The sequence below is a fragment of the Nitrospirota bacterium genome, assembly GCA_016235245.1.
Lineage (GTDB): Bacteria > Nitrospirota > Thermodesulfovibrionia > Thermodesulfovibrionales > UBA6898 > UBA6898.
Genome location: JACRLO010000011.1, coordinates 38,067 through 64,816 on the forward strand (window position 1 = coordinate 38,067; position 26,750 = coordinate 64,816).

Annotated in this window: 32 protein-coding genes, 1 tRNA gene and 1 pseudogene; 15 read left to right on the plus strand and 19 right to left on the minus strand. The window is 46.1% G+C overall.

The window, feature by feature from the left end:
* Positions 1-11 precede the first annotated feature (11 nt).
* From HZB31_06015 to HZB31_06035, 5 genes and pseudogenes are all read left to right on the plus strand, one after another.
* Positions 12-491, plus strand: coding sequence for a PaaI family thioesterase (locus tag HZB31_06015; protein ID MBI5847496.1), 480 nt, complete (start codon positions 12-14; stop codon positions 489-491).
* Between the two features lie 135 nt (positions 492-626).
* A complete protein-coding gene (locus HZB31_06020) occupies positions 627-2,093 on the plus strand; it encodes a radical SAM protein (protein ID MBI5847497.1) in 1,467 nt (488 codons plus the stop codon).
* Positions 2,094-2,209: 116 nt separating this feature from the next.
* Entirely contained in the window at positions 2,210-2,863 is a 654-nt protein-coding gene (locus HZB31_06025; GenBank protein MBI5847498.1) for a DUF1638 domain-containing protein, read from the plus strand.
* A 39-nt stretch (positions 2,864-2,902) separates the two neighbouring features.
* Positions 2,903-3,526: a DUF3786 domain-containing protein gene (locus HZB31_06030; protein ID MBI5847499.1), complete on the plus strand. Its 624-nt coding sequence runs from the start codon at positions 2,903-2,905 to the stop codon at positions 3,524-3,526.
* A 155-nt stretch (positions 3,527-3,681) separates the two neighbouring features.
* Positions 3,682-3,867: pseudogene (locus tag HZB31_06035) on the plus strand (short-chain dehydrogenase).
* A gap of 82 nt (positions 3,868-3,949) precedes the next feature.
* Here HZB31_06035 and HZB31_06040 read toward each other — a convergent pair.
* Genes HZB31_06040 through lysA form a run of 3 tightly spaced genes read right to left on the minus strand, consistent with a single transcriptional unit; the run spans position 3,950 to position 6,940 of the window.
* Entirely contained in the window at positions 3,950-4,825 is an 876-nt protein-coding gene (locus tag HZB31_06040) for a 4-hydroxy-tetrahydrodipicolinate synthase (protein ID MBI5847500.1), read from the minus strand.
* A gap of 31 nt (positions 4,826-4,856) precedes the next feature.
* Entirely contained in the window at positions 4,857-5,687 is an 831-nt protein-coding gene (locus HZB31_06045) for a diaminopimelate epimerase (protein MBI5847501.1), read from the minus strand.
* A complete protein-coding gene (gene lysA, locus HZB31_06050) occupies positions 5,684-6,940 on the minus strand; it encodes a diaminopimelate decarboxylase (protein ID MBI5847502.1) in 1,257 nt (418 codons plus the stop codon). The genes HZB31_06045 and lysA overlap by 4 nt, the downstream gene beginning before the upstream one ends.
* A 123-nt stretch (positions 6,941-7,063) precedes the next feature.
* On the opposite strand from lysA, the gene HZB31_06055 reads away from it, so the two are divergent.
* Together HZB31_06055 and HZB31_06060 are read left to right on the plus strand one after the other, a co-directional pair.
* Entirely contained in the window at positions 7,064-9,007 is a 1,944-nt protein-coding gene (locus HZB31_06055) for an aconitate hydratase (protein MBI5847503.1), read from the plus strand.
* A gap of 70 nt (positions 9,008-9,077) precedes the next feature.
* Positions 9,078-9,153: transfer RNA gene (locus HZB31_06060), tRNA-Lys, on the plus strand.
* A 24-nt stretch (positions 9,154-9,177) separates the two neighbouring features.
* Here HZB31_06060 and HZB31_06065 read toward each other — a convergent pair.
* The 12 genes from HZB31_06065 to HZB31_06120 form a co-directional block, all read right to left on the minus strand.
* Positions 9,178-10,254, minus strand: coding sequence for a site-specific integrase (locus tag HZB31_06065; protein MBI5847504.1), 1,077 nt, complete (start codon positions 10,252-10,254; stop codon positions 9,178-9,180).
* A gap of 178 nt (positions 10,255-10,432) precedes the next feature.
* Positions 10,433-11,569, minus strand: a complete 1,137-nt coding sequence (locus HZB31_06070; GenBank protein MBI5847505.1) for a hypothetical protein — start codon at positions 11,567-11,569, stop codon at positions 10,433-10,435.
* Positions 11,536-12,138 (minus strand): hypothetical protein, encoded by a 603-nt coding sequence (locus HZB31_06075; GenBank protein ID MBI5847506.1) that lies wholly within the window; start codon positions 12,136-12,138, stop codon positions 11,536-11,538. The genes HZB31_06070 and HZB31_06075 overlap by 34 nt, the downstream gene beginning before the upstream one ends.
* Positions 12,139-12,148: 10 nt before the next feature.
* Positions 12,149-12,475, minus strand: a complete 327-nt coding sequence (locus HZB31_06080) for a hypothetical protein (GenBank protein MBI5847507.1) — start codon at positions 12,473-12,475, stop codon at positions 12,149-12,151.
* A gap of 1 nt (position 12,476) precedes the next feature.
* Complete coding sequence (locus HZB31_06085; protein MBI5847508.1) at positions 12,477-13,385, minus strand: hypothetical protein; 909 nt, start codon at positions 13,383-13,385, stop codon at positions 12,477-12,479.
* Complete coding sequence (locus tag HZB31_06090) at positions 13,382-14,200, minus strand: putative metal-binding motif-containing protein (GenBank protein MBI5847509.1); 819 nt, start codon at positions 14,198-14,200, stop codon at positions 13,382-13,384. The genes HZB31_06085 and HZB31_06090 overlap by 4 nt, the downstream gene beginning before the upstream one ends.
* A gap of 132 nt (positions 14,201-14,332) precedes the next feature.
* Entirely contained in the window at positions 14,333-14,761 is a 429-nt protein-coding gene (locus tag HZB31_06095) for a hypothetical protein (GenBank protein MBI5847510.1), read from the minus strand.
* Between the two features lie 123 nt (positions 14,762-14,884).
* On the minus strand, positions 14,885-15,184 hold the full coding sequence (locus tag HZB31_06100) for a hypothetical protein (protein MBI5847511.1): 300 nt from the start codon (positions 15,182-15,184) through the stop codon (positions 14,885-14,887).
* A gap of 299 nt (positions 15,185-15,483) precedes the next feature.
* The gene (locus HZB31_06105; GenBank protein MBI5847512.1) at positions 15,484-15,687 is read right to left on the minus strand and encodes a hypothetical protein; all 204 of its coding nucleotides are present in this window, start codon (positions 15,685-15,687) and stop codon (positions 15,484-15,486) included.
* Positions 15,688-15,701: 14 nt separating this feature from the next.
* The gene (locus HZB31_06110) at positions 15,702-15,983 is read right to left on the minus strand and encodes a hypothetical protein (GenBank protein ID MBI5847513.1); all 282 of its coding nucleotides are present in this window, start codon (positions 15,981-15,983) and stop codon (positions 15,702-15,704) included.
* Positions 15,984-16,466: 483 nt separating this feature from the next.
* The gene (locus tag HZB31_06115) at positions 16,467-17,774 is read right to left on the minus strand and encodes a hypothetical protein (protein ID MBI5847514.1); all 1,308 of its coding nucleotides are present in this window, start codon (positions 17,772-17,774) and stop codon (positions 16,467-16,469) included.
* Positions 17,775-17,787: 13 nt separating this feature from the next.
* Positions 17,788-18,207, minus strand: coding sequence for a hypothetical protein (locus HZB31_06120; GenBank protein ID MBI5847515.1), 420 nt, complete (start codon positions 18,205-18,207; stop codon positions 17,788-17,790).
* 151 nt (positions 18,208-18,358) lie between these two features.
* On the opposite strand from HZB31_06120, the gene HZB31_06125 reads away from it, so the two are divergent.
* The 8 genes from HZB31_06125 (at position 18,359) to HZB31_06160 (ending at position 23,948) form a co-directional block, all read left to right on the plus strand.
* On the plus strand, positions 18,359-18,772 hold the full coding sequence (locus tag HZB31_06125; protein MBI5847516.1) for a helix-turn-helix transcriptional regulator: 414 nt from the start codon (positions 18,359-18,361) through the stop codon (positions 18,770-18,772).
* 508 nt (positions 18,773-19,280) lie between these two features.
* Positions 19,281-19,829, plus strand: a complete 549-nt coding sequence (locus HZB31_06130; GenBank protein MBI5847517.1) for an arginine decarboxylase, pyruvoyl-dependent — start codon at positions 19,281-19,283, stop codon at positions 19,827-19,829.
* A gap of 9 nt (positions 19,830-19,838) precedes the next feature.
* Complete coding sequence (locus HZB31_06135; GenBank protein MBI5847518.1) at positions 19,839-20,597, plus strand: hypothetical protein; 759 nt, start codon at positions 19,839-19,841, stop codon at positions 20,595-20,597.
* An 8-nt stretch (positions 20,598-20,605) separates the two neighbouring features.
* Complete coding sequence (locus tag HZB31_06140; GenBank protein MBI5847519.1) at positions 20,606-21,247, plus strand: YkgJ family cysteine cluster protein; 642 nt, start codon at positions 20,606-20,608, stop codon at positions 21,245-21,247.
* On the plus strand, positions 21,244-21,693 hold the full coding sequence (locus HZB31_06145) for an SET domain-containing protein-lysine N-methyltransferase (GenBank protein ID MBI5847520.1): 450 nt from the start codon (positions 21,244-21,246) through the stop codon (positions 21,691-21,693). Before HZB31_06140 ends, HZB31_06145 begins: the two co-directional genes overlap by 4 nt.
* 29 nt (positions 21,694-21,722) lie before the next feature.
* On the plus strand, positions 21,723-22,322 hold the full coding sequence (locus HZB31_06150; protein ID MBI5847521.1) for an SET domain-containing protein-lysine N-methyltransferase: 600 nt from the start codon (positions 21,723-21,725) through the stop codon (positions 22,320-22,322).
* Between the two features lie 43 nt (positions 22,323-22,365).
* Positions 22,366-22,683 (plus strand): SET domain-containing protein, encoded by a 318-nt coding sequence (locus HZB31_06155; GenBank protein MBI5847522.1) that lies wholly within the window; start codon positions 22,366-22,368, stop codon positions 22,681-22,683.
* Positions 22,684-23,432: 749 nt separating this feature from the next.
* Positions 23,433-23,948 carry a hypothetical protein gene (locus HZB31_06160; GenBank protein ID MBI5847523.1) on the plus strand — a complete coding sequence of 172 codons (516 nt, stop codon included), beginning with the start codon at positions 23,433-23,435 and terminating at the stop codon, positions 23,946-23,948.
* 48 nt (positions 23,949-23,996) lie between these two features.
* Here the strand turns inward: HZB31_06160 and HZB31_06165 are convergent, their stop codons facing one another.
* The 4 genes from HZB31_06165 to HZB31_06180 all read right to left on the minus strand — a co-directional run bounded on the left by HZB31_06165 (position 23,997) and on the right by HZB31_06180 (position 26,199).
* Positions 23,997-24,305 carry a helix-turn-helix transcriptional regulator gene (locus HZB31_06165; GenBank protein ID MBI5847524.1) on the minus strand — a complete coding sequence of 103 codons (309 nt, stop codon included), beginning with the start codon at positions 24,303-24,305 and terminating at the stop codon, positions 23,997-23,999.
* Between the two features lie 12 nt (positions 24,306-24,317).
* Complete coding sequence (locus tag HZB31_06170; protein MBI5847525.1) at positions 24,318-24,623, minus strand: helix-turn-helix transcriptional regulator; 306 nt, start codon at positions 24,621-24,623, stop codon at positions 24,318-24,320.
* Positions 24,601-24,942: a type II toxin-antitoxin system RelE/ParE family toxin gene (locus HZB31_06175; protein MBI5847526.1), complete on the minus strand. Its 342-nt coding sequence runs from the start codon at positions 24,940-24,942 to the stop codon at positions 24,601-24,603. The genes HZB31_06170 and HZB31_06175 overlap by 23 nt, the downstream gene beginning before the upstream one ends.
* Before the next feature lie 237 nt (positions 24,943-25,179).
* Positions 25,180-26,199, minus strand: coding sequence for a P63C domain-containing protein (locus HZB31_06180; protein ID MBI5847527.1), 1,020 nt, complete (start codon positions 26,197-26,199; stop codon positions 25,180-25,182).
* Positions 26,200-26,750 lie beyond the last annotated feature (551 nt).

Genomic DNA, 26,750 nt, shown 5'->3' on the forward strand with positions numbered 1-26,750 from the left:
AGGAAACGGTTATGGTAGAAAAAATGAAGGCCGCGCCGACGCCTGACAGCGATTACACTGATTTTTTTCTTGATCCCGAATTTGCCAAACATCCAGGGATTAAACTGCCGTCAGCGATATTCACTGCGCACCAAGGGAAGATTCTTTCTTTCGAGTCCGGCAAAAGCATAACAATCGCTTTTCCTGTCAGCGAGTTTCAGACAAATCCAATCGGGACGCTCCAGGGCGGTATCCTGTCCAGTTTTTTCGACGAAACTTTTGGTTGTCTGTGTTTTGCTTCCTTGCACAAACCCTGTGTGACCATAGATATGACCGTGAACTTCATCCGGCCTGTTAAGCCCGGATCGTTCGTCGTTATCCACGCGGTGTTCAAAGCGAGGGGGAAGAAGCTGTTCCAGCTCTCTGCGGAAGCAGTCAACGGCAATGAGAAGCTGGTCGCAACCGCAACGAGTAATTGGCTGGTGTATGAATCCTATCCATCTCCTGCTTAATATATGCAGAATGAAAGAACAGTACCACCAAGATCCAGCAATAAGAAAGGAGTCATTATGTCTAATTCAAAGGTCGTGGTTGTTACGGGAGTGTCATCGGGTATCGGACGTGTGTCAGGTTTGGAGGACTAAATAGTGTCAAAGATACTCTTTATCGCCCCGCCGTATTATTGCTGGGGAGTTCAAATTATCGGGACATGGCCGCCGCTGCAGATCGCCTACCTTGCCGGAGCAGCGCTTGAAGCCGGACACGAGGCTAAAATCTGCGACGCCATGAATAAGGGTTACACCTTCGATGATGTTCGCGCGGAAATAGAGCGCTACCAACCGGACTATGTCATGTCGCTTGATTTTCTGCCGGTGTCGGGCGCGGTCAGCACTGCAACCGTTCCCGCAGCGCTCCAGACACTCGCCATAGCCAAGGAGGTCAATCCGGATATAATCACGCTGCTTGCCGGACCGCACCCGACCTTCATGTACGAAGAGAGACTCTCGAACCCGGATGGTCGCCCCGACTTTATCCTGCGGGGAGAATCGGAAGAGACCCTGCGCGAACTGCTTTCCGCCCTACCGGAGGAACGCAGGCAAACTATGGCAGGAATCGCCTATTGCGAGCATGGCAAGATAGTTGCAACCCCCATGCGCCCCCACATCGCTGATCTTGACACCCTTTCCCCGGCCTGGCACCTCCTCGACTGGAGCGATTACCACTACAACATCGAGCCCTGGGGGAGGATGGCTTCGATTCTGACGACGCGCGGCTGCATGATGGGTTGTTCGTTCTGTTCGCACCGGGTGTTCTGGCGCAGCGATTGGCGCGCCCGAGATCCGAAAAAGGTAATAACCGAGGTCCGGCATCTGGTTGACGAGTACCAGGTCGAATTCATCACACTGGTCGATCCGTATCCGACCAAAGACCGGGCGCGGTGGGAAGAGCAGCTTGACCTGCTTATCGAGGCGAAGATCAACGTCCGTCTGCTGATGGAGACGCGGGTGGAAGACATCATCCGCGATAAGGACATACTGCCCAAGTACCGAGACGCCGGGATCATCCATATGTACCTGGGGGCGGAAAGCAGTTCCGACGCAATGCTCGAAAGCCTGAACAAGGGGACGGACGTAGACATGAACAAGCGGGCCATCGACCTGCTGCGCGAGCATGGGATTATGACCGAGGCATCGTTCATGATCGGTTTCCCAAACGAGACCTGGGAGAGCATCGACAAAACGGTGGCCGAAGCCATACGACTGAACCCGGATATTGCGGTGTTCCCGGTTATTACCCCCATGCCTTTCACCCCGCTGTATAAGGAAATGAAAGAGCGCATTCGTGTGTTCGACTACTCCAAGTACAACCTCATGACCCCCATCATTGAGCCGTACGCGATGTCGCTCGACGATGTGTATCGTGCCCTTGCCAAGTGCTACATGGGTTTCTACAGCCAGAAGATGCAGGAAGTGTCCAGGCTTGAAGACGGCTTCAAGCGGCGCTACATGCTGAGCGCGTTCAAGCAGATGATGAAGGACTACGGCAACCGCTTTGACTTTCTCGGGGAGGGGATGCCGCCGCACGGTATGCCGGCTGACATTCATCCTCAATAATGCGTGAAATGCCAACTCATCAATCAAAACACACAGCATTTATGCGGGCAAATAACAATCAAGGTATAGCATAAATAGCGATTAATGATCCCGGGAGGAGGAAAAACAACGGAGAGATGCGAAAATTGAAAGAGGAAACGCCATTGCGGGACGAGGGCACAGGAAGAGTCGGGCACATGAACCGAATCCGCATCGTAACCTGTGCCGTATTTCAGACCGAGCTTTCACACGTGCTCAGCCAACTCGAGGGAGAAATACCAGTTGATTGTGAAGTAGAGGTGACTTGCCTGAAGGCAGGCCTCCATTCGCGGCTTTCCACGTTGAAGGAAGAAGTACGTTCAATCCTTGACGAGAGAAAAGACGAAAAGATCATTCTGTTGTTTGGCTCAAGATGCCATGCGGATTTTGAGGAGCTTTCGAAGAACCATGAGGTGGTGCGCTTCGAAGGGGAAAATTGTATAAGCATCCTGTCCAGCGACAGCGGGTCACGTATTTTAGACCCAAAGACTTTTTATTTAACTCCCGGCTGGGTAATGAATTGGAAGGAAATATTCGCCGGAGATTTAGGGTTGGATGAGATTTCGATGCGGCAGAACCTCGGATATTTCGAACGTATGCTGCTCCTCTCCAATGATTCCGTCAAGATCGAAGATGAGCAGATACTTGAGTTTTTCGATGTAGCCGGCGTCCCCATTGAGGTTGACTATGCCGGCCTTGGAAGTTTCCGCGATCTGATCCTGGCGGCTGTCAAAAAAGCGGTCGGATCATAGATTCTATGCACATGAATTCATTGTACCGGATTATTACCTATGAATAGCGGATATTCCTCAATCTACCGCGGACTCATCAGCAGGCTTCCTGAATGTGACTTCCAGGAAAGCGCTGATCGACTTGGTCTCGAATATATTGAGGGAGGTATTCAGGTATGTTTTCTGAAGAGAGAATATCGCATTACCGCAAATGGCGTTGAGCCTCTGGACGGCCAGCCTGTCAATGTAAATAACCGCAGTGTTCTTCTCTATTACCTTCTTTCCAAAGGTCGGGGAGACCCTGAAAACTCTTACGTTTTATTTGAGAGTATTCCAGGAATGATTAGTGGGCTAACCTTTCAAGGCCGGTTGATGAATACTCCTCTGGAACGATATTTCGGCAACGACTACGTCAAATTCAGTGAAACAGCGGTAAAACTTGGTGGTATTAAAGAAGAGTCTCTTTCGGGCACACATCTGTGGAGATTTAACGTTCTTCCAAAGATTCCAGTGAAGATCGTTTTCTATGAGGCTGATGACGAGTTCCCGATCAATATACAAATCATGCTGGATAGAACCGCTCTTAATTTTTTGGAATTTGAATGTCTTGCTTTTATGGTGGGATGTTTTGTTCGTGCACTAATTAACACAGCGCAATATGGCGATGTTGTTGGTTGGGATTAATAGTGTAATTTCCAAGCTGTCTTCTATCGGGCCATCGGGCAATGTTCTTTCCTAATACTTCAAGCTCGCTTGTCATACCTTGAGTTTCAACTTCCTGCTTTTGCTCCTGGATATGCATCATTACTTCCTCCTGCATATTGGCGGTAAGCTTTGCAGTTATCCACGCTGCCGGAGTCTCACCCTCGCAAGCTTCGCCGAAGGCTATTTTGTCGGTTAACGTGTATGGCACAGCGCTCGTGCTTGAGGAATTTGGAAATATCATAGCGGCCGGAGGCGCCGGTGTGGTCATCGCCTCGCAATCCGGTCATCGTCTGGGCTCTCTTACTGATGAACAAAATAAAAAACCGGAGGGCGACTCTGATTGAATCACCCTCCGGACCTTGTCGATATATGGTATCTCTTTACGTTTTACGTTTCACGGCCTTACTTAACCAGTTTCATTCCCTTCAACACAGCCTTCAGCTTGTCCTTATTGGCCTTGGACATCTCGCAGAGCGGAAGCCTGAACTCTTCCTTGATCTTGCCCATCATCGCGAGCGCTGTCTTTGCCGGTATCGGGTTCGTCTCGATGAACATGGCGTTATTAAGAGGTTCGAGCTTGAAATGGATCTTCCGTGCCTCATCATACCTGCCCTGCTCCCAATGCGCACACATCTGTGCAACCAGCTTCGGCGCCACATTGGCAGAGACCGAGATGACACCCTTGCCGCCCAATGCCATAAGCGGGATGGTCGTGAAATCATCGCCGGAGATCACAGCGATCCTGTCTCCGCAGAGCCTGATCACCTCGCTCACCTGTTTCATGTCCCCGGTCGCTTCCTTGATCGCAACAATATTCTTTATCTCGGCGAGCCGCGCAACCGTTGTCGGCAGCATGTTCACGGCGGTCCTGCCCGGGACATTGTAGAGCACGATCGGGATCTTCACGGCATCGGCAACAGCCTTGTAGTGGCGGTACAGGCCTTCCTGTGTCGGCTTGTTATAGTATGGGCAGACAAGCAGCGCTCCGTCAGCGCCTGACTTCTTCGCCTCCTTAGTGATCATGATCGTCTCGTCAGTAGCATTTGCGCCTGTGCCTGCTATGACCGGAACCCGCTTGTTCACCACATCGACCGTGAACTTGATCACCCGGAAATGCTCCTTGTAGTCAAGAGTGGCAGATTCCCCCGTTGTGCCGCAGGGCACAATAGCATCGGTCCCTTCCTTTATATGCCACTCGATAAGATTACCCAGGGCCTTTTCATCCACCTTGCCATTGCGAAATGGTGTGACGATCGCGACGATTGATCCTCTAAACATGAAGCCTCCTTGTTTGTATAACAGAGTTGTGCTACAGATTAATAGTTCCTGTAAATACTTCTTCAGCAGGACCGGTCATATACACATGCCCATTTTCATGAAGTTCGATGACCAGATCTCCGCCCGGCAGCTTTATCGTAACCTTTTTATCGATAATTTCCTTCATATTGGCTGCAACCGCAACAGCAGATGCCCCGGTGCCGCAGGCAAGGGTCTCTCCTGAGCCGCGCTCCCAAACGCGCATTTTGATCGTCTGCCGGTCGATCACCTGAATGAACTCGACATTGGTCTTCCTCGGGAAGAGCGCATGCGTCTCGATCTGAGGCCCATACCTCTTTACATCAAAGGTATCCGCGTCATCGACTACGATTACCGCATGGGGATTGCCCATCGAAACACAGGTTATCGCAAACTCCCTGTCATCTACCTCCAGCGGGTAGTCTTTGACAATGCCGTCAAGGTTCACCGGGATTTTGCGACCCTCAAGTTCAGGCCTGCCCATGTCAACCCTGACCATGTCGCCGGCTTTTTCCGGCCTGATAATTCCGGAAGGCGTCTCGATCTCAAGCACCTGTTTTGACGACAGGTGCCTGTCCCATATATATTTTGCAAAACAGCGGATGCCATTGCCGCACATCTCGACCTCGCTGCCATCGGCGTTATAGATGCTCATCCTGAAATCTGCGGTAATTGAATCCTGCAGAAGCAGGATCTGGTCAGCGCCGATGCCGAAGCGCCGGTCACAGAGACGCCTGCTTATGTCGCTGATGTCCGACAGCTGATCGCTTACAGCCTTGTCGCGACAGTCAATGACAACAAAGTCATTTCCGATGCCATGCATCTTTACAAAAGGAAGATTCATTTCAAAAATCCCGGTATCAGTTCATGTTGAACAAGGTCCTCATACGTGCCGCGCCGCGCGATCAGCGCATGGGCCTTTCCGTTTACCATCACCTCTGCTGCCTTTGGCCTGCTGTTGTAGTTCGAACTCATGGACATGCCATACGCGCCGGCGCTCATCACCGCAAGGAACTCCCCTCTGTTCACCCTTTCGATCTTTCTCCCCTTTGCGAGGAAATCACCCGATTCGCAGATCGGGCCGACAACATCTGCCTTGATCTCTCCGCGTCTGGACTTCTTCACCGGGAGGATATGATGATATGCATCGTACAGGGAAGGCCTCATCAGGTCATTCATACCTGCGTCCACAATAACAAAGGTCTTGCCTTCACCCTTCTTCAGGTAAAGCGTCCGTGTTACAAGGATGCCTGCATTGCCGACGATCGACCTGCCCGGCTCCATGACCAGGGTAAGGTCCCGTCCCTTCAGCAGCGGCAGGAGTCTCTTCGCTATATCAGCAGGCACAGGCGGCTTTTCCGTCAGATAAGTAATGCCGAGCCCTCCGCCGATATCGAGATACCGGATATTCAGCTTCTGCTTTTTCAGTTCGTCAAGCAGGATCAATATCCGCTTCAGTGCATCCACAAAAGGCGTCATCTTGGTTATCTGCGAACCGATATGCTTCTGCACACCCACGACCTCAATGTTTTTCAGTCGTGCGGCAATCCGATAATGTTCAACGGCTTGATCTATAGATATGCCGAACTTATGCTCCTTCATGCCCGTCGATATATAGGGATGCGTCTGGGGGTCAATGTCAGGATTGATCCTCAGAGCAATAGGCGCTTTTGTCTTCATGAGACCGGCAACCCTGTCGATCTCGCGCAGTTCATCCTCTGATTCGACATTGAACATAAGGACCCTTGCGGCAAGTGCACGACGGATCTCTTCTTCTGTCTTGCCTACGCCGGCATAAACGATCTTTTTCGGAGATATGCCCGCTTTCAGGGCGCGGAAGAGTTCGCCTCCCGACACAATGTCCGCGCCGCAGCCCTGTTGTGCGAGCAGCTTCAGGATAGCACCGTTCGTATTGGCCTTCAGCGCATAACAGATAATATGAGGAAATGCATGATAAGCGTCTTCATACGCCTTATAATGCCTGAGAAGCGTGCTATAACTGTATATATAGAGCGGCGTCCCGTATTTTTCGGCCAGTTCCCTGACAGGGATATCCTCTGCATATAATTCATTGCCACGGTACTGAAAAAAATACATGTTTTCTCTCCGGAAAGTTATTTATGCTTGATTTTTCTCTATATTTTTACATAATAAAAAAGGCAAAGTCAAAATACGCCTTCGCCGCATCACGCTAAATTCCCGTCAAAAAAAGAGGTGTACATGGGCAGAAACATTGTTGAAAAGATATTTGAAGCGCATCATGCAGCAGGGGAACTGAAGGAGGGCTCTCCAATAAGCCTGAAAGTCGACCAGGTCTATACACAGGATGCAACAGGCACGATGGCATGGCTCCAGTTCGAGGCCATGGGACTTGACCGGGTCAAGGTCCCGCTTGCCGTTTCCTACGTTGACCATAACATGCTGCAGCAGGACTACATGAACCCTGACGACCATCTCTTCCTCCAGACAGCTGCAGCAAAATACAGCGCATATTTCTCCCGCCCCGGTAACGGCATCTGCCACCAGGTGCATCTCGAGCAGTTCGCTGCGCCCGGCAGGATCGCACTCGGAACAGACAGTCATACACCGACCGGTGGCGGCATGGGCATGATCGCCATAGGTGTCGGAGGCCTCGATGCTGCAACCGTTATGGGCGGCTCGGCCTTTGAACTGAGCATGCCTAAGGTCGTAAATATCCAGCTTCTGGGCAAACTGAAGCGGCCGTATGTAACTGCCATGGACGTTATTCTGGAGATTCTGAGAAGACTGACCGTTAAGGGCGGGGTTGGCAGAATACTCGAATACAGCGGTCCCGGCGTCAAGGATTTAAATGTTACGGAGCGGGCAACCATAACAAATATGGGGGCAGAACTTGGCGCAACAACCTCGATCTTCCCGAGTGATGAACGGACAAAATTCTATCTTGAGGCTGTGGGCAGAGGAGCTGACTGGGTTGAACTGGTTGCGGATGAAGATGCCTCGTACGCAGAGGTGATCAAGATCAATCTGAGCAAAGTCGAACCGATGATCGCGCAGCCGCACAGCCCTGACAATGTCGTCACGGTCAAAAGCCTTGCGGGAACAAAGGTGAACCAGGTCTGTATCGGCAGTTGCACAAACTCGTCATATCAGGCAATGAAGTCTGTTGCTGCCATATTGAAAGGAAACATTGTCGACGAAAAAGTAAATCTCCTCATCAATCCGGGGTCAAAGCAGGTGTACGAGATGATCGCAAAAGAAGGCCTTGTCACTGACATCATAGCTGCCGGCGCGCGCATGCTCGAATCGTCCTGCGGGCCCTGTATCGGCATGGGAAGCGCTCCGGGCAGCGGCCAGGTCTCTGTCCGCTCGTACAACCGTAACTTCAAGGGCAGAAGCGGTACCAAGGATGCGTCAGTCTATCTTGCAAGCCCGGTCTCCTGCGCGGTCTTTGCACTCAAGGGAGAAATCATCGATCCGCGCGAATCCGGCATCACCATAAAGAAATTCAAGGAGCCGTCAGCCTATCTGATCAACAGGAACTTCCTCATCGCACCCAAGGCCGATACCCGTGACGGTAAGGTGATCAAAGGCCCGAACATCAAGGAGGTTTCTGTCAAAGGACCGTTGACCGACAGGATCGAAGCAGAGGTGCTGCTGAGGCTTGGCGACAATATAACGACTGACGACATCATGCCTGCCGGTTCTGCTGTCCTGCCCTTCAGGTCGAACATCCCTGCGATCTCTAAATTCGTCTTCACGAATTTAGACAATACCTTCAGCGCAAGGGCAATGGAGGCAAAAGGACATGGCGGCGGCATCATCGTCGGCGGAGAGAACTACGGCCAGGGCTCGTCACGGGAGCATGCGGCCATAGCGCCGATGTTCCTCGGCGTTCAGGCGGTGATCGTAAAATCCTTTGCACGGATACACCGTTCAAACCTGATCAATTTCGGTATACTGCCGCTGCTGTTTGAAAACAGCGCTGATTATGAGAAGATCGAAAAAGGCGACCGGCTGCGCATCAGTGACATCCTCGGGACCATCAACGGGACGCAGACATATCGGGTCGAGAATACGACAAAGGGCTTTACCTTTACGGTTACGTCCACGCTGAACGATCGGGAGAGGGATGTTGTCATAAAAGGAGGCCTTTTGCCCTATACCAGGGAGCAGACAGCATAGCAAGGACCACCCTCCCCTGAATTGACAACAGGGGTTATTTCAGTGTATTTTATTACTTCCTAATGTGTCAGGGCCGCTAGCTCAGTTGGTAGAGCAACGCCCTTTTAAGGCGTGGGTCGTTGGTTCGAGTCCAACGCGGCTCACCAGATGTCCCCATCGTCTAGCCTGGCCTAGGACATCGCCCTTTCAAGGCGGTAACGCGGGTTCGAAGTCGTCGTAATACCTTCCTTACCCTCTACGAATTCTACGACGTTTTGCATCTCTGGCATCAGATGAGCGTACCGCGCGCTCATTCTCTGATCTTTGTGTCCAAGGGCATGCTGAACCTGATAAAGGGAAGCCCCGTTGTTGATCAGAACCGTTGCGAAGTCATGTCTCAGATCGTGAAATCTCAGATCGCGGATTCCTGCCCTTTCACATGCTCTCTTAAAGGACATAGAGACGGTTTCACCAGTAAAGGCCTTTCCCTGCTCATTGACGAAGATAAAGGGGCTTATCAGTTTTCTTTCCTTTATGACTCTTTGCAGGGTGCTCTTTACCTCTGCCGTCATTTTGACAGAAAAGGGCTGCTCGTTCTTCATCTCGTCTCCGGCAATGTTGATCTGGTCCCGGTGAAAGTCACATTGCGACACGGTAAGATTGACGATCTTACCTTCACGTAGTCCCGTAGAACAGGCGATTACAACCATATCCTTAAGACAGGACATCTTCGATTGTGAAAGCGCTGCTGAGAGCTTCACAGCCTCGTCAGCCAGGACATAGCGGACGCGCTTAGTGTCCTTAAGACCCTTGATCACCTTCCTTACCGGGTTGGTTTCGCAAAGTTCCCATTCCTCGATTGTCCGAGCGAACACCTGACGAAGAAACGAAAGCTCTTTTTTGACAGTGCTTTCTCCTGCTGTCCTGCCCTTCCCTCGCCCGTGTTTAATGTCGCCAGTAAGGCGACGGGTCTTGTAAGAAGACATTAACGATACGGAGATTTCGGAAAGAGGAGTATCAGCAAAGAAGATTTTAAACTTCTCGGCAATCTCGGCATTGCGCTCGTGGCTCTTCTGGAATGGTGAAACCTCTGTCATATAACGATCTATGACCTCGCTCATTTTAGGATCTTCCTTCCTCACAAAATAGGACCCGTCCAAGATTGCGGTAAGTTTCTCGGCATAAAACTTCTCTGCCAGTCGCTTATTGTCGGTACTAAGAGACTCTTCAACCCTCTTGCCTTTGTGCTGCTTAATGAACCAGTACATGTTACCTTTCTTGAAAATGCCCATAGTGAAAATCACCTTCCTTTCTTGGGCTTCGAGGTAACGGTTTTAGCGGTTCTATCATACCCCTGCCTCTTCTCTTTAATCCACTGAGACAACGCCTCTATCTGTAATAAGATTTTCCATCATACATCTCCTTTGAAATACTCAGGCAGAAACATCACAATACACCCGGAGAGTCTACCGCACCCGTTTCACGGGCAGCGGAAGCCTCTCCAGGGGTATCAACAAAAGAAGAAAGAACACCGCTTTTTTTGTTAGCTACAGGCTTACACAAAATATCCTTACGAACATCATCAATAACAACAAAACCGCAGAATTTCCGGTCTTCGCCACCAGGAACAATCTTTCCCAAAGAAATAACATCTGCATGAACAGGCAACACCCCTTCAGGATGCACAGAAACCTGTTTTTGCCCTCCTGCAAAAATATTCTCAGCAGGAACCGTCTTAATCTGCTGCTTAATATTAGGGAGCCCTACAGGGGCAACACCAGCCTTTAAATCCTTCGCCGACTGCGTATATTTCGATAACGTCTTCTGAGCACCGAACAGATCCCCGCTTGAAATAGAGCTCTTGAAGAAAAACATATAGAGCGTGAAAAGAAGAACCAAAGGAATAAGATAGAAGATCGGATGTTTCAATATATTGATATTCGGCATAATCTTGAGTTCCTTAACATCAGCGCCAATGTAGGATTTATAACAGCCAAAGTATTTCTTTTTATAGGTCTTTATCTTCGGACGGTCAATAGCCTTAGTGGTATCATCCTGATAAAAAGCGGTCATGCGATAACTACGTTCTGCAGCAGAACCAAACATATTGTTTTTCTTGAAACGATAGGTCCATTCAATAAGGCCACGAACATGAGTATCAAGCTTTTCTATGCCCTGGGAAAGCAACAACACATCATGGCCATGATGCCGATGAGTTGAGCCCCAAGAATTAAATGCCTTGTTTTCACCAGAGGCCCAATCCCGATTACCGAAATACTTATGAACTTCATCAAGAATGATAAAAGCCCCATTCTTCAGGGTTTTATAAAAGGTATATATTTCATGCTCAGGGATAAAGTGCAATTGCGTTTCAAGCTCATAATCGGAAAGACCGGCAAGATATTTGATTTGCTCTCTCTGAGGCTTCTCATTCACACCCTCAATATTCGTCCAGACAGTTCGACCGAGACGCAGATTATCAACAAGACGTATTATCGCCTCATATGTCTTACCACTTCCGGGAGTTCCTTCGAACATAATGAACATGACTAATTCCAAAAACCCCTTTTCCCATATTTCCAACCGTCAGACCCCATATCCTTATTGCGTCTCTCGATCATCGCATTCCAACGCAAAATGCGGGAAATATACCGATAAGCAAGAAACAGCAGACCGATACCAACAAAAGCAAGAAGCAACGCAAGAAGATTTGTATTAAGACCAAGAAGCGTCGTGCTTGCAAACATACTATCAACGGGATTTATTACAGGAGGATTGAACCCATTTGAACCATAACCAAAACTGTGAGTTACCAGATTATAAGGAGCATCAGCACCCGCATAGCCAGTACTAAAAGTAAAAACCGCACCAGTTAATTCGACACCGCCAAATGAATAGGTTACAAAGCCCACATTACTATTCTCAGCGGACTGAGTAGGCAAAACTATTTGACCCGAAGGCAGTTCCGCAGTCAAACGATAATTCAAAAGCCCTGCATCAAGTCCGACTATTTGAACACCACAGCCTGAAAGAACAACCCCGAAATAATTAAAATCACAAGGGTAAGTAATACTTACTTCCGCAGAAGCCATAATAGGAGAAAACAAGAATGAAAAAAAAAGCAAAAAAGCAAAGCATCGTTTAATTTTCATGATATCCCTTCTATACCCGCGTGAATGACGCAGGAATCAAATTAAGCACGAACCTAAGCGTATACGCACCCGCCAAAAGCGTTAAGGCTTGAGGAACCATACAAGCATTAAGAAGATAGATAAGCTGATCAGGAAGAGACAGCCAATGCGAGGCATAAGAAAGACCGTAACTACCAAAATCAAGAGCAGATAGAAATTCCTTCACAACACGAAAAACGATATCCATAATGAATTGGAAAACCTTTGCAAGAACCGGAATAAGAAGCTCAAAAATCCAATTAATAAAATTCTTGCAAGACTCCCAAAAATTATTTATGAAATCAATTAATGCCTGCATATCAACTGCCCCCATTAAAAATGATTTTGACGCAGATAAAAGACGTGATCACCATAATAATGCTGCCAAGAGTTGCCCACAACGTAGCATATTGAGAAAAATCAAAACTATGACTACCGAGGCTCCCGGCATTAAAAGAAACCACAGTTGACTTGCCATAAGCAGAAGGAATGCCACCCGCAAATACATTCATCATGCTACCTGCACCCGTAGCAAGCACATCATTTCTAAACTGCGTCAGCGACGTGCCGAGGTCTTTATTGTGATCAGCAGAAGGAGCAAAATTAAAATCAGTATTCACTCCATAACCACCCGTAAAATTACCCGCTGCACCGCCGCCAATATTTTCAACAGGGACAAGATCACCACCGGGCGCACCCTGCTTTTTAAAGATGCCATTCTTGAAACCCGACCATTTCACATTGACTGTGCCTGGAACTGTTCCGGGTTCATCAACCCAAACAGAACCATCAATATAACCGCTGACAACAAAGCCCTCTGCAGGCGTCTTATAGGGAGTACCAGCATCAAACTGATTCCAAAGAGTATCAGCCGTAGCCTGTTCATTACCCAAGACAACATTGGTAACGGTAACACTCGCCCGCGAAGCGTCAGCATACTCAACAATTACATCTATCGGACAGCAAACATGGTAAACCACCATACCGCAAGTTTCCTCTAAAATTGGAGCCGTGCAACCAGCAGACAAGGTGCCTGGATACGCTCCACCAGTGGGGCCGCATTCTTTCGTTGCTGTGATGTTCAGATATATCTTATCTCCGCAAACGTCCACGGCCTCAGCAAAGGAGCAAAACAGCCCTATACCACAGACAAGGACAGACGCTAAAAGCCCCGCAAATCGAACTACACGCATTCCGCTGTTACTGTTTTGTGCCATATTTACCTTCATGGCTGCATATTCTTCAAAATTTGATAACCACCTGCCCCGCGTCCTTTTCGCCCCTCTTTAAATTGAGCAGTTCCCTTTGCCCGAATACCCATAGTTCCTGTACCGGCATTAGGATTGAAAACACTGCAAGACAGATCAGAGCCGTTACAATCTTCATCCCTACTATTACCGCAAATCTCAACAGCACCTGGATAACGGTTAGCATCGCAAGAGGCACAATCTAAAGAATTAGGAGAGCCGTCACAATCATAATCCGGACAGTCAACAGTGTGTAGAGCACCGGCAAAACAACCCATATACTGCAATGTCGCATCACTACGGTTTAAAACAATCGGCCCACAACTTGAGATAATCAGGCGTGAAGTATCAAAACTGTTAGCATTGCAAATATTGGGAACCAAAGGACAATGCATGTCTCCGAGATTCGTATACGTATTACACTTCAAAACATTTGACCAATTAGCCCGCGTAAAGTAATAACGAACAAGCGGTTTACCCGCGTATGTCTCCGTTGCAGTTCCACATATCGCAGCCCCGCCACCAAGATCAGCATATGGGATATATGACGTTGTGCCGAAAGCCTGATACTGAGCCTGATAAGTGCAATCATCACGTAAATAATTATAGCCACCTCCCAGACTGCCGGATGTAGGAGCAGCGGCGCACGTATAACGAATACGAGCGTAAAGAGAGTCAACGCTTCCATACTCAAGAAAACAGAGATTGGTATAAGCATGGCAAGGAACAGCTAAAAGAAAGACATAAAACAGGGCTACAGCCAAAGAAACAACCAAATAAAGAAGCCTTGATCTCATATCATCCTCTTTTCAAAACTCTATTTATCAAACTGAAAACGGCAACAATAAAAACAATGCCGATCAGTGGAGCAGACACACGAACAAAATCAGCGAACAAAGCAGATACATTAAAACCCGGAGGTATTTGCATCACGAAACCCCCTTAGATACTGCCAACGAAAAAGCAATACCCGTTAAAGCACCAACCATCAAGGAGACGATTTGTTTATTGCCAGAGACATCGGCAGGAATAACAGCAGGCACCCACGAAGTAAGCACAGTCATAGCTCCTGCATATGAATAACTCGCCGACAATCGCGCATTCAACGACGATTCACAAAAAGCATCAAAATAAAAAACACGATCAACACCATTGATAAATGCAATCTCCCGGCTTTCCACGTTCGTTGCAATCAACATGCGATCATTTGCCGGATTACCTGCAGAGCGAACAGTGAATTTAATTTGACCAAGCTCACCAGCAACAGGACAAACAACAATGCTGTCAAACTGAGTTGCAAAAGCAGTCGCGCAAAGACAGAGCAAGAAAAATATCATGAATATGATTATTGATTTCATATCGAACCCACGCGCCGAACAAGATCAAAAGCGATTCCGATAACAACACCGATAAACCAGCCCATCACAACCAGGCCGACACCATACTGAAAATACGTCAAATCAAAATAGCTCATATGATCCTCACGCCTTCCTGATTACTTTTTTATAACGGCTTTTCGCAAGATCGATAGCAACAACATCTCCCTTGCCTTCAGCAGCCATGACATCCAAATACCGTGCTTCCGCTTCCTCTTCAATTTCCTCTCTTCTCGCTTTCTCGTTATGACTTGAAATGCTGTTATCCAAGGCATCCTTGATCAAATCCAGAGCCATAAGCACAAATGAAATGGAAACCATGGCAACAATCAAGGAGGTAACATCATTGACCAAACCACCGGTCAGGGTAGAAACAGATTGAAAAATGATATTTAATGGATTCATTTGCTGCAACCTCCAATTACCGTTAAGTTAAGAAGGGAGCGCGGGATATCCCGGAGTTTTACGTGGCTGATTTTGTCTCTGAGAGACTTCCTTGCCCTTACCGGTAGCGCCCACGCTCCCAACCCCTGAAAGACCGTCTACCTCACGCCTGAACGCTTGATGTAGCGCCAGCCAAGGAAAAGCAGACCCACACCAATGAAGCCGATAAGCAGCGTAGAGACATTACCCGAAAGAGTACTGATGTCCACTGCAGTAAAGAGAGCATCCATTTTGGTTTCCTCCTTTGTATAGATTTAAGATCAGCGCGAGAAAGCCCGCACAAGCAAACTAAGGCCAACAATGATCAGCAACACAGAGACAATACCGCCCGCCGTAGTTTGAACGTCAGCCATGATGCCATCAAACATCGATGATGTAATCATCGGTGTCCAGGCTGCTAAGGCCTGTGATGGCACCTGAAAAAGTGCTACGATTGCGAACCATACAGCAATAATGAACTGCACAACACACCTCCCTCTTACTTGCCCTCGATAGCTGTTGCAGTCAGACCGTAAAGATAATCTCCGCGATCTCCCTTCATCATCCACGAACGCAACTCGCAGTTAAAAGTCTGCGCTTTACCGGTCTCGACCTTCATACCGTTGAAAACCTTGATCTCGATTGTTTCAGCGTCACCCTCTTTGCCGATCTGTGAAAGCTTCACCAGCCTGAAAGCTTTTTTGTCCTTCTCTGGATCAGCAGGCTTGTCAGACACACTCATAACCACACCAGAAATCACCGCATTAGGTATTCTTCTCATTTTTGTTCACCTCCCTTTATTTGTGACTTTGAGTCGCCCTAAAGACGAGTTATTAATCTTTCTCATGCAATCCAGAGGGTCCTTAAAAGGACCAATACAATTGATCGTCATGATCTCCGTTAACATGCATGTAGCAAAGGCATAACAGCAGCGGCACTTTATATTCATCTCACTGATACTCATTTGCTCGTTCGCCAGACTCGCTTACATCCACTTCTATTCGTTACCCTCTGAGCAACTACCAGATAATGAGCAAGGGACTTATACGGCCCCTTACATGTATCTATCTGACCAGAGAGAGGCATGCACTGTTTATATGCATAACAACGCTTGCAATCCAAATCAGTCTTCATCATAATTCCTCTTCCTCAAGCATCTGGTATGTATGATCAGCGCCACAGTGCGGACAAGCAACAACACCAGACGCAATGTAATAGCAATCACACAAAGAACAAACTTTTGCCTTCAATTCCATATCCATAATCAAGCCGCCAAGTCCAAGGGAACCTGATAATATTTATTTTCAGGAGAGATCAAAAGAGAAAAGTCTTTCGGAAATCCCCGGTCAATGCCGAGATCAATTTTCTTGATGTCGGAGGCAAAGAAGGAAATGCCAAGTTCCCGGAATACCTTCAGGCCCTTGTAATATGTTGCGCGAGGGAATCGCGTTTTAACGTAATTCTGACCCTGAGTGATCAGAAGCATATACATGGAGAAATAATATCGGCCTGATGTATCTCCGTGCTTCTCACAAAGGATTCTTTCCACATCCGCAGATTTCATAACCCTTGATTCAGTGCCATTGAGAAACTTTTTCATTTTCATTGTCATAACCTCATAAAAGTCAAAATGCGTTAACAAGTCCATTACATTCAGATAGCCATTAAAGAGCACAAAATACTGAATCTTTATTTCACTGAGACGATTTTTCGCAACCATCAGCTTATCGCCTATTTTTTGCAATTCCTCTTTGCCAAGAGCAACGCCAGCACGCGTACCACTCTTCAGATAGCGGGTATACTCTTTGATCTTTTCGTTGAAGTGCTGACGACGATCCCGACCCTGAGCCTTACGACGAACTTCGAGAAGGGACTTTTTGTTTTCAACTTCAAAGCGGAGGATTCTATCGGCCTTAGCCTGCAGTTCAGAAGCAAGCTTCGGATCACGAAACTTCAGCATATCGTGTTTTTTGAATTCGAGGCCTTTGGAGTAGACCTTGAAGGTATCGTATGAAGAGGAACAGTAGAAGCCAGAACCCACCATATCTTGCTCTGCATAATCAAGCTGACGATGCTCAGTCTTTTTTCTACGGCCATAGTCAAGGCGCTTAATATAGGTCAGATAATTGGTGACAGCCGACAAAGAAGGCATTTCGTAATTCACGCAGGTATCAAGACGATACACATACCAAGATTTAATGCCTGGCAATTGAAACCCGAAATGAGTATTAAGATCGGCACGCAGCTTGAATACAACATCGACTATCAAGCCCAAGTGAATAGACTCGATGTTATGACCAAGCAAGTATTTACAGGCTGAAAACTCAATCTTGAGATACGGAGGGCAGGCACTGAGATAGGATTTGTTTGTTCGAAGGTCTTTTTGATATTTTTCCTCAAGAAGCTGTATGTTGATCTTCGAAGACCAAGACGCGGAATAGACCAGCCCGGACTTTTCATAGTGAATTTCACCGGTCAAATGGTCTATTTTTGATGTCCGAATTCCACAATTTTTTATCATCAAGGCTATTTCCTCACTTATTGGAACGTAAAATCCAACCGTATCAAGCATTTAAGGGGTTTTCCTATACCGTTTTCTTGTCTACACCTGTAGACGTTCCGACTGTGTTACTAATAGGAGTTCTTGAAGCGTTCTCCTGAAGCTGACAAATTTTCTCAAGTGCATCTATCGGCCCACGATCTCCCATGATATGAGCACGAATAGCGTCCTGCATAACATCGGGATTGATTACAAGCGATCCTTGAGGTGCCTGGAGAAAGGAAAGAACTTGATCAAGCTTGGATTCAACAGAAGAAATACGAAGCGATAAGGCGCTTTCAGTAGAAACTTTGACCTTACGATCCTGAAAAAGAGATTCAACTAAATCAGAAAGCGAAACTCGGCGCTTCCAGGCTTCACGCCGAATACGCTCTTTGAGCTGCTTACTTACACGAATACCGATGAAATCATTTTTCGGTAAACGCCTTAATAAAATATTTTTCATTAAAGGCAAGTTACCAGATATGACTAACAACTGTCTAATAGTAAATTATTATAGCTTACGTCGCAATATCTTATAGTAAGTAATATGTTATACTATTGTTAATCATTATGAGCATCTATTAAAATAGGTAACTTAGGAAATATAATTAACCATGAACCCGCACGATATCGATGTTTTGATCGGAATTAATTTAAAAAGAATCAGAACAGAGAAAGGCCTATCCCAAGAAAAGCTTGGAAAACTAATCAATAACGCCAAAACAAAAATTAGCGCTCTTGAAAATGGTAAAGAAGGACTTGGCAAAGAATTAATGGCAAAACTTTGCACTGCATTACAAGTAAAACCAGCAGAATTTTACCTTGAATCTGATACGCCGATAATCAACAATTCAGATGAATTAAAAATCATCAAAACATTAAGAGAACAACCAGAAAGCAAAGAAGTTTTGATCAAAATATCAGAAGCATATGAATTAGGGGACAAAAAAAATAGCACAGGGGAAACCAAGCATGGCAGTAATACTGCAGTTAAAGGGGAGACAAAAAAAAGACTCAAAAGCGCTTAATGACAAATGCAACCAATGTTTTTACAAGAGCAAATATGAACAATTGAAAAAAATTCTGAAAGCGACTATGAGAACGATCGATGCATTTGAAGAAGCATAAATATCTGTCCGAATCACAATGACAAAGAAGGTGCCTCGCTTTCGTAGTTGATTACTACGAAAACGGAAGAAAAGGAAAGCGCCGTCAATTTCTACTACCTGCATGCGGATTGATTGATTCTCACTTTTACCCTGGAATGAGTGCATTCCCAGCATCTATGCAGCATCCCTGTCTACACAAGTCAATGAAACTGGCAAATCGTCAATTGTGTTGATGTCTGTTGAGGTGTTAAACGTTTAATGTCATCGTGACCCTCAATATCTCCAGATACCAACTGACATGTGCGTGGAAATTTGCTGCATTCGCCTCGTGATCAAAATAAGGATTGACAGAGGTGTAGAGCCTGCCTTATGATTTCATAGCGCAACAGATTGTTTTATAACGACATATTCTGAATGTGGGGGGGGGATATTGACACCAAAAAAAGTTTTCTTTACAAAAGGGGTTGGTGTCCATAAAGACAAGTTATCATCTTTCGAGGTTGCATTAAGGAGTGCAGGTATAGAAAAATGCAATCTTGTTTATGTGTCAAGCATATTTCCGCCTGAGTGCAAGATCCTTTCAAAATCTGCTGGTCTAAAACTTCTGAGTCCCGGACAGATTACCTATTGCGTAATGTCCCGGAATGAGACAAATGAGCCTAACAGGCTCATCTCTGCGGCTGTCGGTGTGGCCATGCCTAAGGACTGTTCCAATTACGGGTATCTCTCTGAACACCATGCCTATGGCGAAAAGGCCATAATCTCCGGGGAATACGCGGAGGATCTTGCTGCAACAATGCTTGCGACAACGCTGGGCATTCCGTTTGACCCGGATCAGGCGTGGGATGAACGCAAACAGCTATATACAGCGAGCGGGCATATATTCAGAACTCAGAACATCTGCCAGTCAGCGGAAGGAAATAAAGACGGCCTCTGGACCACTGTGTTGTCTACTGCCGTCTTTGTCATGGACTGAATTAGCTCTATGTATACGCCCCTTGAAGAAGCAGAAAAAGAACTCTGGTCAAGATGGAACAATCCAGTCCTTCGCCGGGAAGTCCAGCAGTTTATAGGAGAATTACCTGTAGTCTTTGAAGAAAAACCTCGTGCTGTTTTATTTAGAAATATCATGACGCCGAATTTTGAGTATCTGAAGTTTCTTGAGTCGGCGAAGAAGATCAATCTTAGTCCGCTGGGTCTGGAATATGTTACAGATCGCTTCTGCACACGGAATATGGATAAGGTCAGTTTAGGACGGCTGCCTATTTTTCAGAAAAAAGATAAGAACGACCGTGATGTTATTCAGTACAACCGCATTCTTGACCTGATGGGCTGCGAAAACAGACAGATTAATGAGATTAAGACCCTATGGGGAGAGCAGCTCATTGATTTTCATCACAGGCTGTTGCCGCTGCATTCCGAGGGCATTGAGTTGTTTGATATCTCCTTATGGCACAAATTTAACGGGAATTCCGCCAAACATTACTACCCCTATTACCTGGCATTTTTTATCTGCCATGGCATTCTATTCGAAAACTTTATAACCAATGACGAAGAAAAAGCTTTTGCTCAGAGCGTTGTGGCCCCGGCCATCGAAAAAGTGCGCGAGCATTTTGGTCTGAAACCGCTTATCGTGCTGCTCGGCGACGAAAGTGAACAATCCAGCAAATATTGGATATGTTATCACAGTAATATTAAGCAGGAAGTTCTCCAATGTCAGGCGCTCTTGTTGAAGGATGAATAGGAGCGACCTTGACCTATAAAATTAACAACATTGTCCATAGCGCAGACTGTATTAAGTGTGATATTTGCTGTTATTTCGATCAGGATGAAGCAGATTGCACGCCATGCTTTACCCAGAAAGAGTATGAAGCCATTGCTCCGCAGCTTCAAGAAAAACTGAAAATGGATGACACAGGCTACTATCGCCCTTTATTACAGTCACCTCAGAAGAATAATGAATATAGCTCGTGTGCTTTTCTCATAGAGAAGTCTCATGAATGCGGAATCTATGGCGTCAGGCCATTGGACTGCGAACTTTGGCCTTTCAGGATAGCATATGCCAACAGAGGGACAGAGGGACAGAGGGACAGAGACGTGGCGCTAATAGTGGTCTCAAAAGAAATCTGTCCTGCAATGTGCAAGAGCATGAAAATTGCCCCAGAAATCATAGACGAAATTATATTCACTTTGCAGCAAAGAAAAGTCTTCGCCGAGATTGTGCGTGGAGAACGGCATGTTTATGGCAATGAGCCGTTCCATATCTATCAGAGAAGCATTCAGAAATATGTGGCTTCAGGGCTTATGCCTCAGGACTCAGCGTGCATAACCCTAAGCGCGAAATCAGGGAAAACAAAAAACACGGCCGAGGCGTTTTTGCGTGTCAGAAAATGACCCAAGGGCAGGTGATTAAGGTGCTTGATGGAGAGGTGGTCACTTTTGATGAATGTATGAGACGTGTCACCGCCGGTGCGGAAAATATTGATGATCCCCTACAGATTGACGATCAGCTTTTTCTGGACCTTGATGAATTATCGCGGACATTTAATCATAGTTGTGAACCTAATGCAGGCATGAGAAAGAGGAGTGAGCTTTTTGCTCTCAGAGATATCATGCCTGGCGAAGAAATAACCTATGACTATTCGTCAGTGGTCGGAATAAATATTACGCCTGATATGTGGACAATGGAATGTAATTGCGGGGCCAGCGGCTGCCGCAAACTCCTCAGCAATATTTTATCAATCACAGAGGCCCAGTTAAGGTTCTACATTCAGGCAGGTGCTGTGCAGGATTATATCAAAGTACAACTAACAGAAAGAAATTACGCAATCCCTAAATGAGGAATTCTTAAGAGGAAAGGCATAATTCAATGAATCCCAATTTAATATTCAAGACATCTGCATCTTTGCTTGCGGAACTTCAAGAGTTCAAGAGTTCAAGAGTTCAAGAGTTCGCCATGGATAACCCTATTCTCGAAATCAGGGAAACTGCAAGGCACGACATGGGTTCCTTTGCCTGCCAACAAATTGCGCAAGGGCAGGTGATTAAAGTGCTTGATGGAGAGGTGTTGACCTTTGCGGAATGTACGGAAAGAATAAAATCCGGCGCAGAAAATATAGATGATCCGCTGCAGATTGAGGATGATCTTTTTTTAGATTTAGATGAATTATCAAGGGTTTTTAACCATAGCTGCGATCCTAATTCAGGCATGCGGAAAAAGAGCGAGCTTTTTGCTCTCAGAGATATCATGCCTGGCGAAGAAATAACTTTTGACTATTCTGCTGTTGTCGGCATCAATATCACTCCTGATATGTGGACAATGGAATGTAATTGCGGGGCAAAGAATTGCAGAAAACGTATTGGCAATATTTTATCAATTCCTGAAGATCAAATAGGAAACTATATACAGCAGGGTGCGCTGCAGGACTATATCAAGGTTCAACTAAAAGCGATAGGGTATGGATTATAAGTGCATGCTGAGAAGCGTAGCGGAACGTCAATATCATAGCTGGATGAATCCGAAGCTCGAAATAAGAGATACCGGCAGCTATGGAAGGGGCTTATTTACGAAAGCAGATATTCGCAAAGGAGAGTTGCTTTCAGTATTCGGTGGGTATGTCATGACCAGACTTGAGGAAGAAACGCTTCCCGAAGATTTTCGTGACGCTGGTGTGATGATCAGCGAAGAGTTGTGTCTCGGAAAAATCAGCCGAGACCAGATTGAGCCAGCTGACTATATCAATCACAGCTGTTCTCCTAACGCTGGATTCAAAGGGCAGATATTTCTGGTTGCCATGCAAAAAATTCGGGGGGGGGGGGGGGGGGGATAAGACAAAGGGTGCTACACCATATCGTCTGGAGTGCAAATGTGGCGCAAAAAACTGTCGCAAGGTTATTACGGATAATGACTGGAAGAAACCGGAATTGCAAAAAAAATATGACGGATACTTCCAATGGTATTTGCAGGACAAGATAGAAAGAATACGAAAACGGAGATAGCCATGAAACAGAGAACAGAGAACAGAGAACAGAGAACTACCTCCTGCCCTAATTGAAATACGATGTTCAAAATTACTTAAGGGAGAAATCGGTGTGTTTGCTGTTCGCCATTTAAAAAAGGGAACGATTGTGGGTCATACGGAGAAATTTGGTGATACATTTCATACATGGGCTGAGTATGCAAAGCTCGATAAGGTAACAAAGAGGCAAGTGGATAAATTCTGTGCGAGCACAGAGCACGGTTTTTGGTACCCCGATGACATAAACCATATCCCGCCAGCGTACCACTTGAACCACTGTTGTCGCGGAAACGTTGCCTTCGATGCGGAAGACAATTTCACAACAATCAAGAGTGTGAGCGCTGGCGAAGAGCTGTGCTTCGATTATGGTCTTATCATAACAAACCCAGCTTTCATGCTTGAGTGCAAATGTGGCTCGCCGGGCTGCCGGGGTACAATAACCGGCAATGACTGGAAAGATCCGGAATTTAGGAAAAAGAACCTGCATATTATGTCGTTAGACATGCGGAAGCTTTGCCTTCAGCATGAGGATGGCAAATAATGAGTTTGACAGCAACGGTATGGCAATAAAACAATACCATTACAAAGAAAGGGCCACAGAACTTGCCATTGGTGTTTCGGCAAAGAGCCTGATAAGCGGATCATTTGACTGGTTTCTTTATCCCGCCGTGATTTATTGGCTTGGGCCTGTTAAAGGCGGCGTTGTTATGACCCTTCTCTCAATGCTGGCCTGCATTGGAATGATGAAATTCTATGATTGGTCAAAGCGGGATTGGCTTGGAATAGAGGCAATGAAGGGGCTGAGGGAATACGAAGGAACTAAGCGCCTTGGCAAGTTGACTGCCTGGGTCCTGACTAAAGGGGATTTTATTATCTTCCTTTTTTTATGCATAAACCTTGATCCCTTTATCACAACCACATACATGCGACATGGCAGAAATAATTATGGCGGTATGGGTAAAAGGGACTGGCTGATTTTCATATCAAGTGTGATTGTAGGTAATGTGTACTGGACTCTCGCAGTTTTTATGGGTATATCACTTTTTGAGTGGGTCTGGAAGGCTGTTGCAGGATAGCAGAAGACGGAACCTGCGCTGGGCTCAAAATAGAATTACCATCATAGATTACGCCTTCCTGTGATGAAGTTTTATTTCAAGCTGCATATCAAGAGCATCTGCAACTTTCTTGATCGTCTCAAGCGTGGCCTTGCTGAATGCGCCGCGTTCGAGCCTTGAAATTACACTCTGCTTAGTCCCGCACCGTCTGGCAAGTTCAGCCTGGGAGACCCCCGACTTTTCGCGAGCCTTTATCATGGCCTTCAATACCTGAAATTCAGGATCAAGGTCATCCCAAGCCTTCTTGAAATCAGGGACTTTCATGTATTCAGCAATGTGTTCATCCAATGTTCTTCCTCTAACATAAGCCTTTTTCATAACGAACTCCTTTTACCTACGCCCTGCTTTTACAGTTTCATTGACCAAACGCAACTCAAGACGACAACCGAGAGCATGAGCATATTTCTGCAATGTGGCCAGTGATGGCGAGTGTTTTCCTTTTCCGGATTCCAGACGTGCAACTGCGGACTGAGTTGTACCAATACGGTCTGCAACCTCGGCCTGAGTGATACCGGCTGAAGAACGTGCCTTCAGAAATTCATCGAGAAGAGAAAACTCTTCATCAAGTTTGGCATATTCAGCTTTAACGTCTACACGATTGAGAGCACGAGCCTTAAGTTCTTTGTGTGTGAGCATTTTTTACCTCCTTCATACGCCGGCGAGCTGTTGCAAGCTCCCTGGGCGGTGTTTTCTCTGTTTTCTTAACGACCTGGTGAAGCATCATGATCTTTTTGCCAACCATCGTGCAGTAAAAGACACGTGCAATTCCTTCTGAGGCTTTCAGCCGCAACTCAAAAAGTCCTTCACCCATTGGCCGAGTATGAGGCATGCCTAAATCCGAACCAAAAACTTCCATCCTGTCAGTATATCGAAGATACCGAGCAAGAAAGCCTGCGGGAAGGGCAAGGATTTCTTCTTGCACGGATTCACTGTAATAGGCGATTGTCCAGGTCACGTTGATATTATAGCGTATTTGCTATATTGAAGCAATCTCTTTAAAAGAAATCACATTAACGATATCGCACTGTCCTCACTTTCGTTGCGGGAGGGCTAAGGGCTTCCGGGCTAAAGCTCCCGCCTCGTCTCTATTCATAAATTAATGAAATCACACTTTCGGCCACAGCTCAAGAGTGCACAGACATTACCACAATAAAGATACATCCAAGAAAAGCATATTACCGTAAGCAAGCGGCTAAGGCTCGTTGGGCTCAGTCTCGTTCATAAAAGAAAATTCGAGATTCGTTCCTTTTTTTGGCAATACTTTATCTACCATTTTAACGAACCTATGCCAACCGTAACCGCTCGACAATGCCAACCTTTGAAACATAATCAAAGAATGTAAGTGTTGCGATAGCATCGGATCACCAATATCCTCTGTTAGCCATTGATGAAACTTATTTTTCCTATTCCCAGTTTCATCCTTAGGACTTTTTGTTTCCAGTTCATGCAATAACCCAGGAGCAATTCTTTCATAGACCAAATCACGCGTATAATGAGCAACAACACTAAATCTATTTTTTTTCATCCCGGGCCAAACCCATCCCTTCAGTTTATATATGTTTTCGTAAAATTCATCAGGAAATTTTTTCGCCCACGCTGCAAGATCTTTACGCACAAGCATTTCTAAATATTTCTGCAGGGCATCTTGTGGTCGAACGGCTTGATAGCCAGTTACTTCATCTATGAGGGCAATAATTCCCGTCTTTGCTAATGCTCTCGCCAAAATTTCACATTGCTCTGCTACCAGTGAATATTTCGCTGGAACTTTATTTTCTTTTCTTGCCTGAAGAACAGCATCACAGATATCAACTAATACATTCCCTTCATATCCAAAAACTACTCTTGGAATATTTTTTACAGTAAACTTTATAGGCTCAGAAATGCCCAAAGATAACTCCTTGCTAATAAAAGGTTTTATGCCAGGATGATTTATTAGCTTATTAAGCTTTTGCCCACGTGTTTGGCCGAGTTCGAGAGCAGTTTGCATGCCTCTACCTGACAATACTCTTGTCCCGTCCTCTAACACATAGCACGGTATTTCAAGATCACCTATTTTCAGGGGCCTGTCAGTTGATCCCCATGTCGCCTTTAATATTTTCTCATTTGGATTCCATCGCGCTGATGCCCCCTTTTTAGCTATTTCGGATCGTTGATCGGCTGAAAGTTTCTCAGCCCTTGCATAACCGCCTTTTGCCTTGCCTTCATTTTCCATGCTTGCACTCCTTTTTAATATTATGCTTGCATTATACAGGCAGGTCAGATAAAATGCAAGCATGTTTGTCATTATTCCTTGCAAAGGAACTTGACAATAGACGGCCAAAACGCTTATCTGTGGGCCGTAGAAGATGCATTCAGCAAAGACATCGACTATGCACAGCTTACAAACAGCCCTTTTTCTTTTTGGCGGTCAGTGTGATCCTACTGAAGGCAATTTGAGTTTATAACGAAAATATAGCGGTATCGGCATAAAAGATTTGCTCCGCTATGCCGATAAGACATAGAGATTTTCGTTACTTTCCCTCAAAAAAAGAATCGCAAAACAGATGCCAAAGCCTTAGCCGACTGTCGTAGAATTGTCGTAGTTTTCTGCGTAAAGGAGAGAAAAGCAAGAATTGAGAGAAACAATAGAAGGCATAGAATTATATTAAATCAATGTGTTATGCTAAAACCGTTACCAGAGCCATTGTTAATAAACCCGATCAGTTCCCTTTCAAGGCGGTAACGCGGGTTCGAATCCCGCTGGGGACGCCAACAATTATAAGG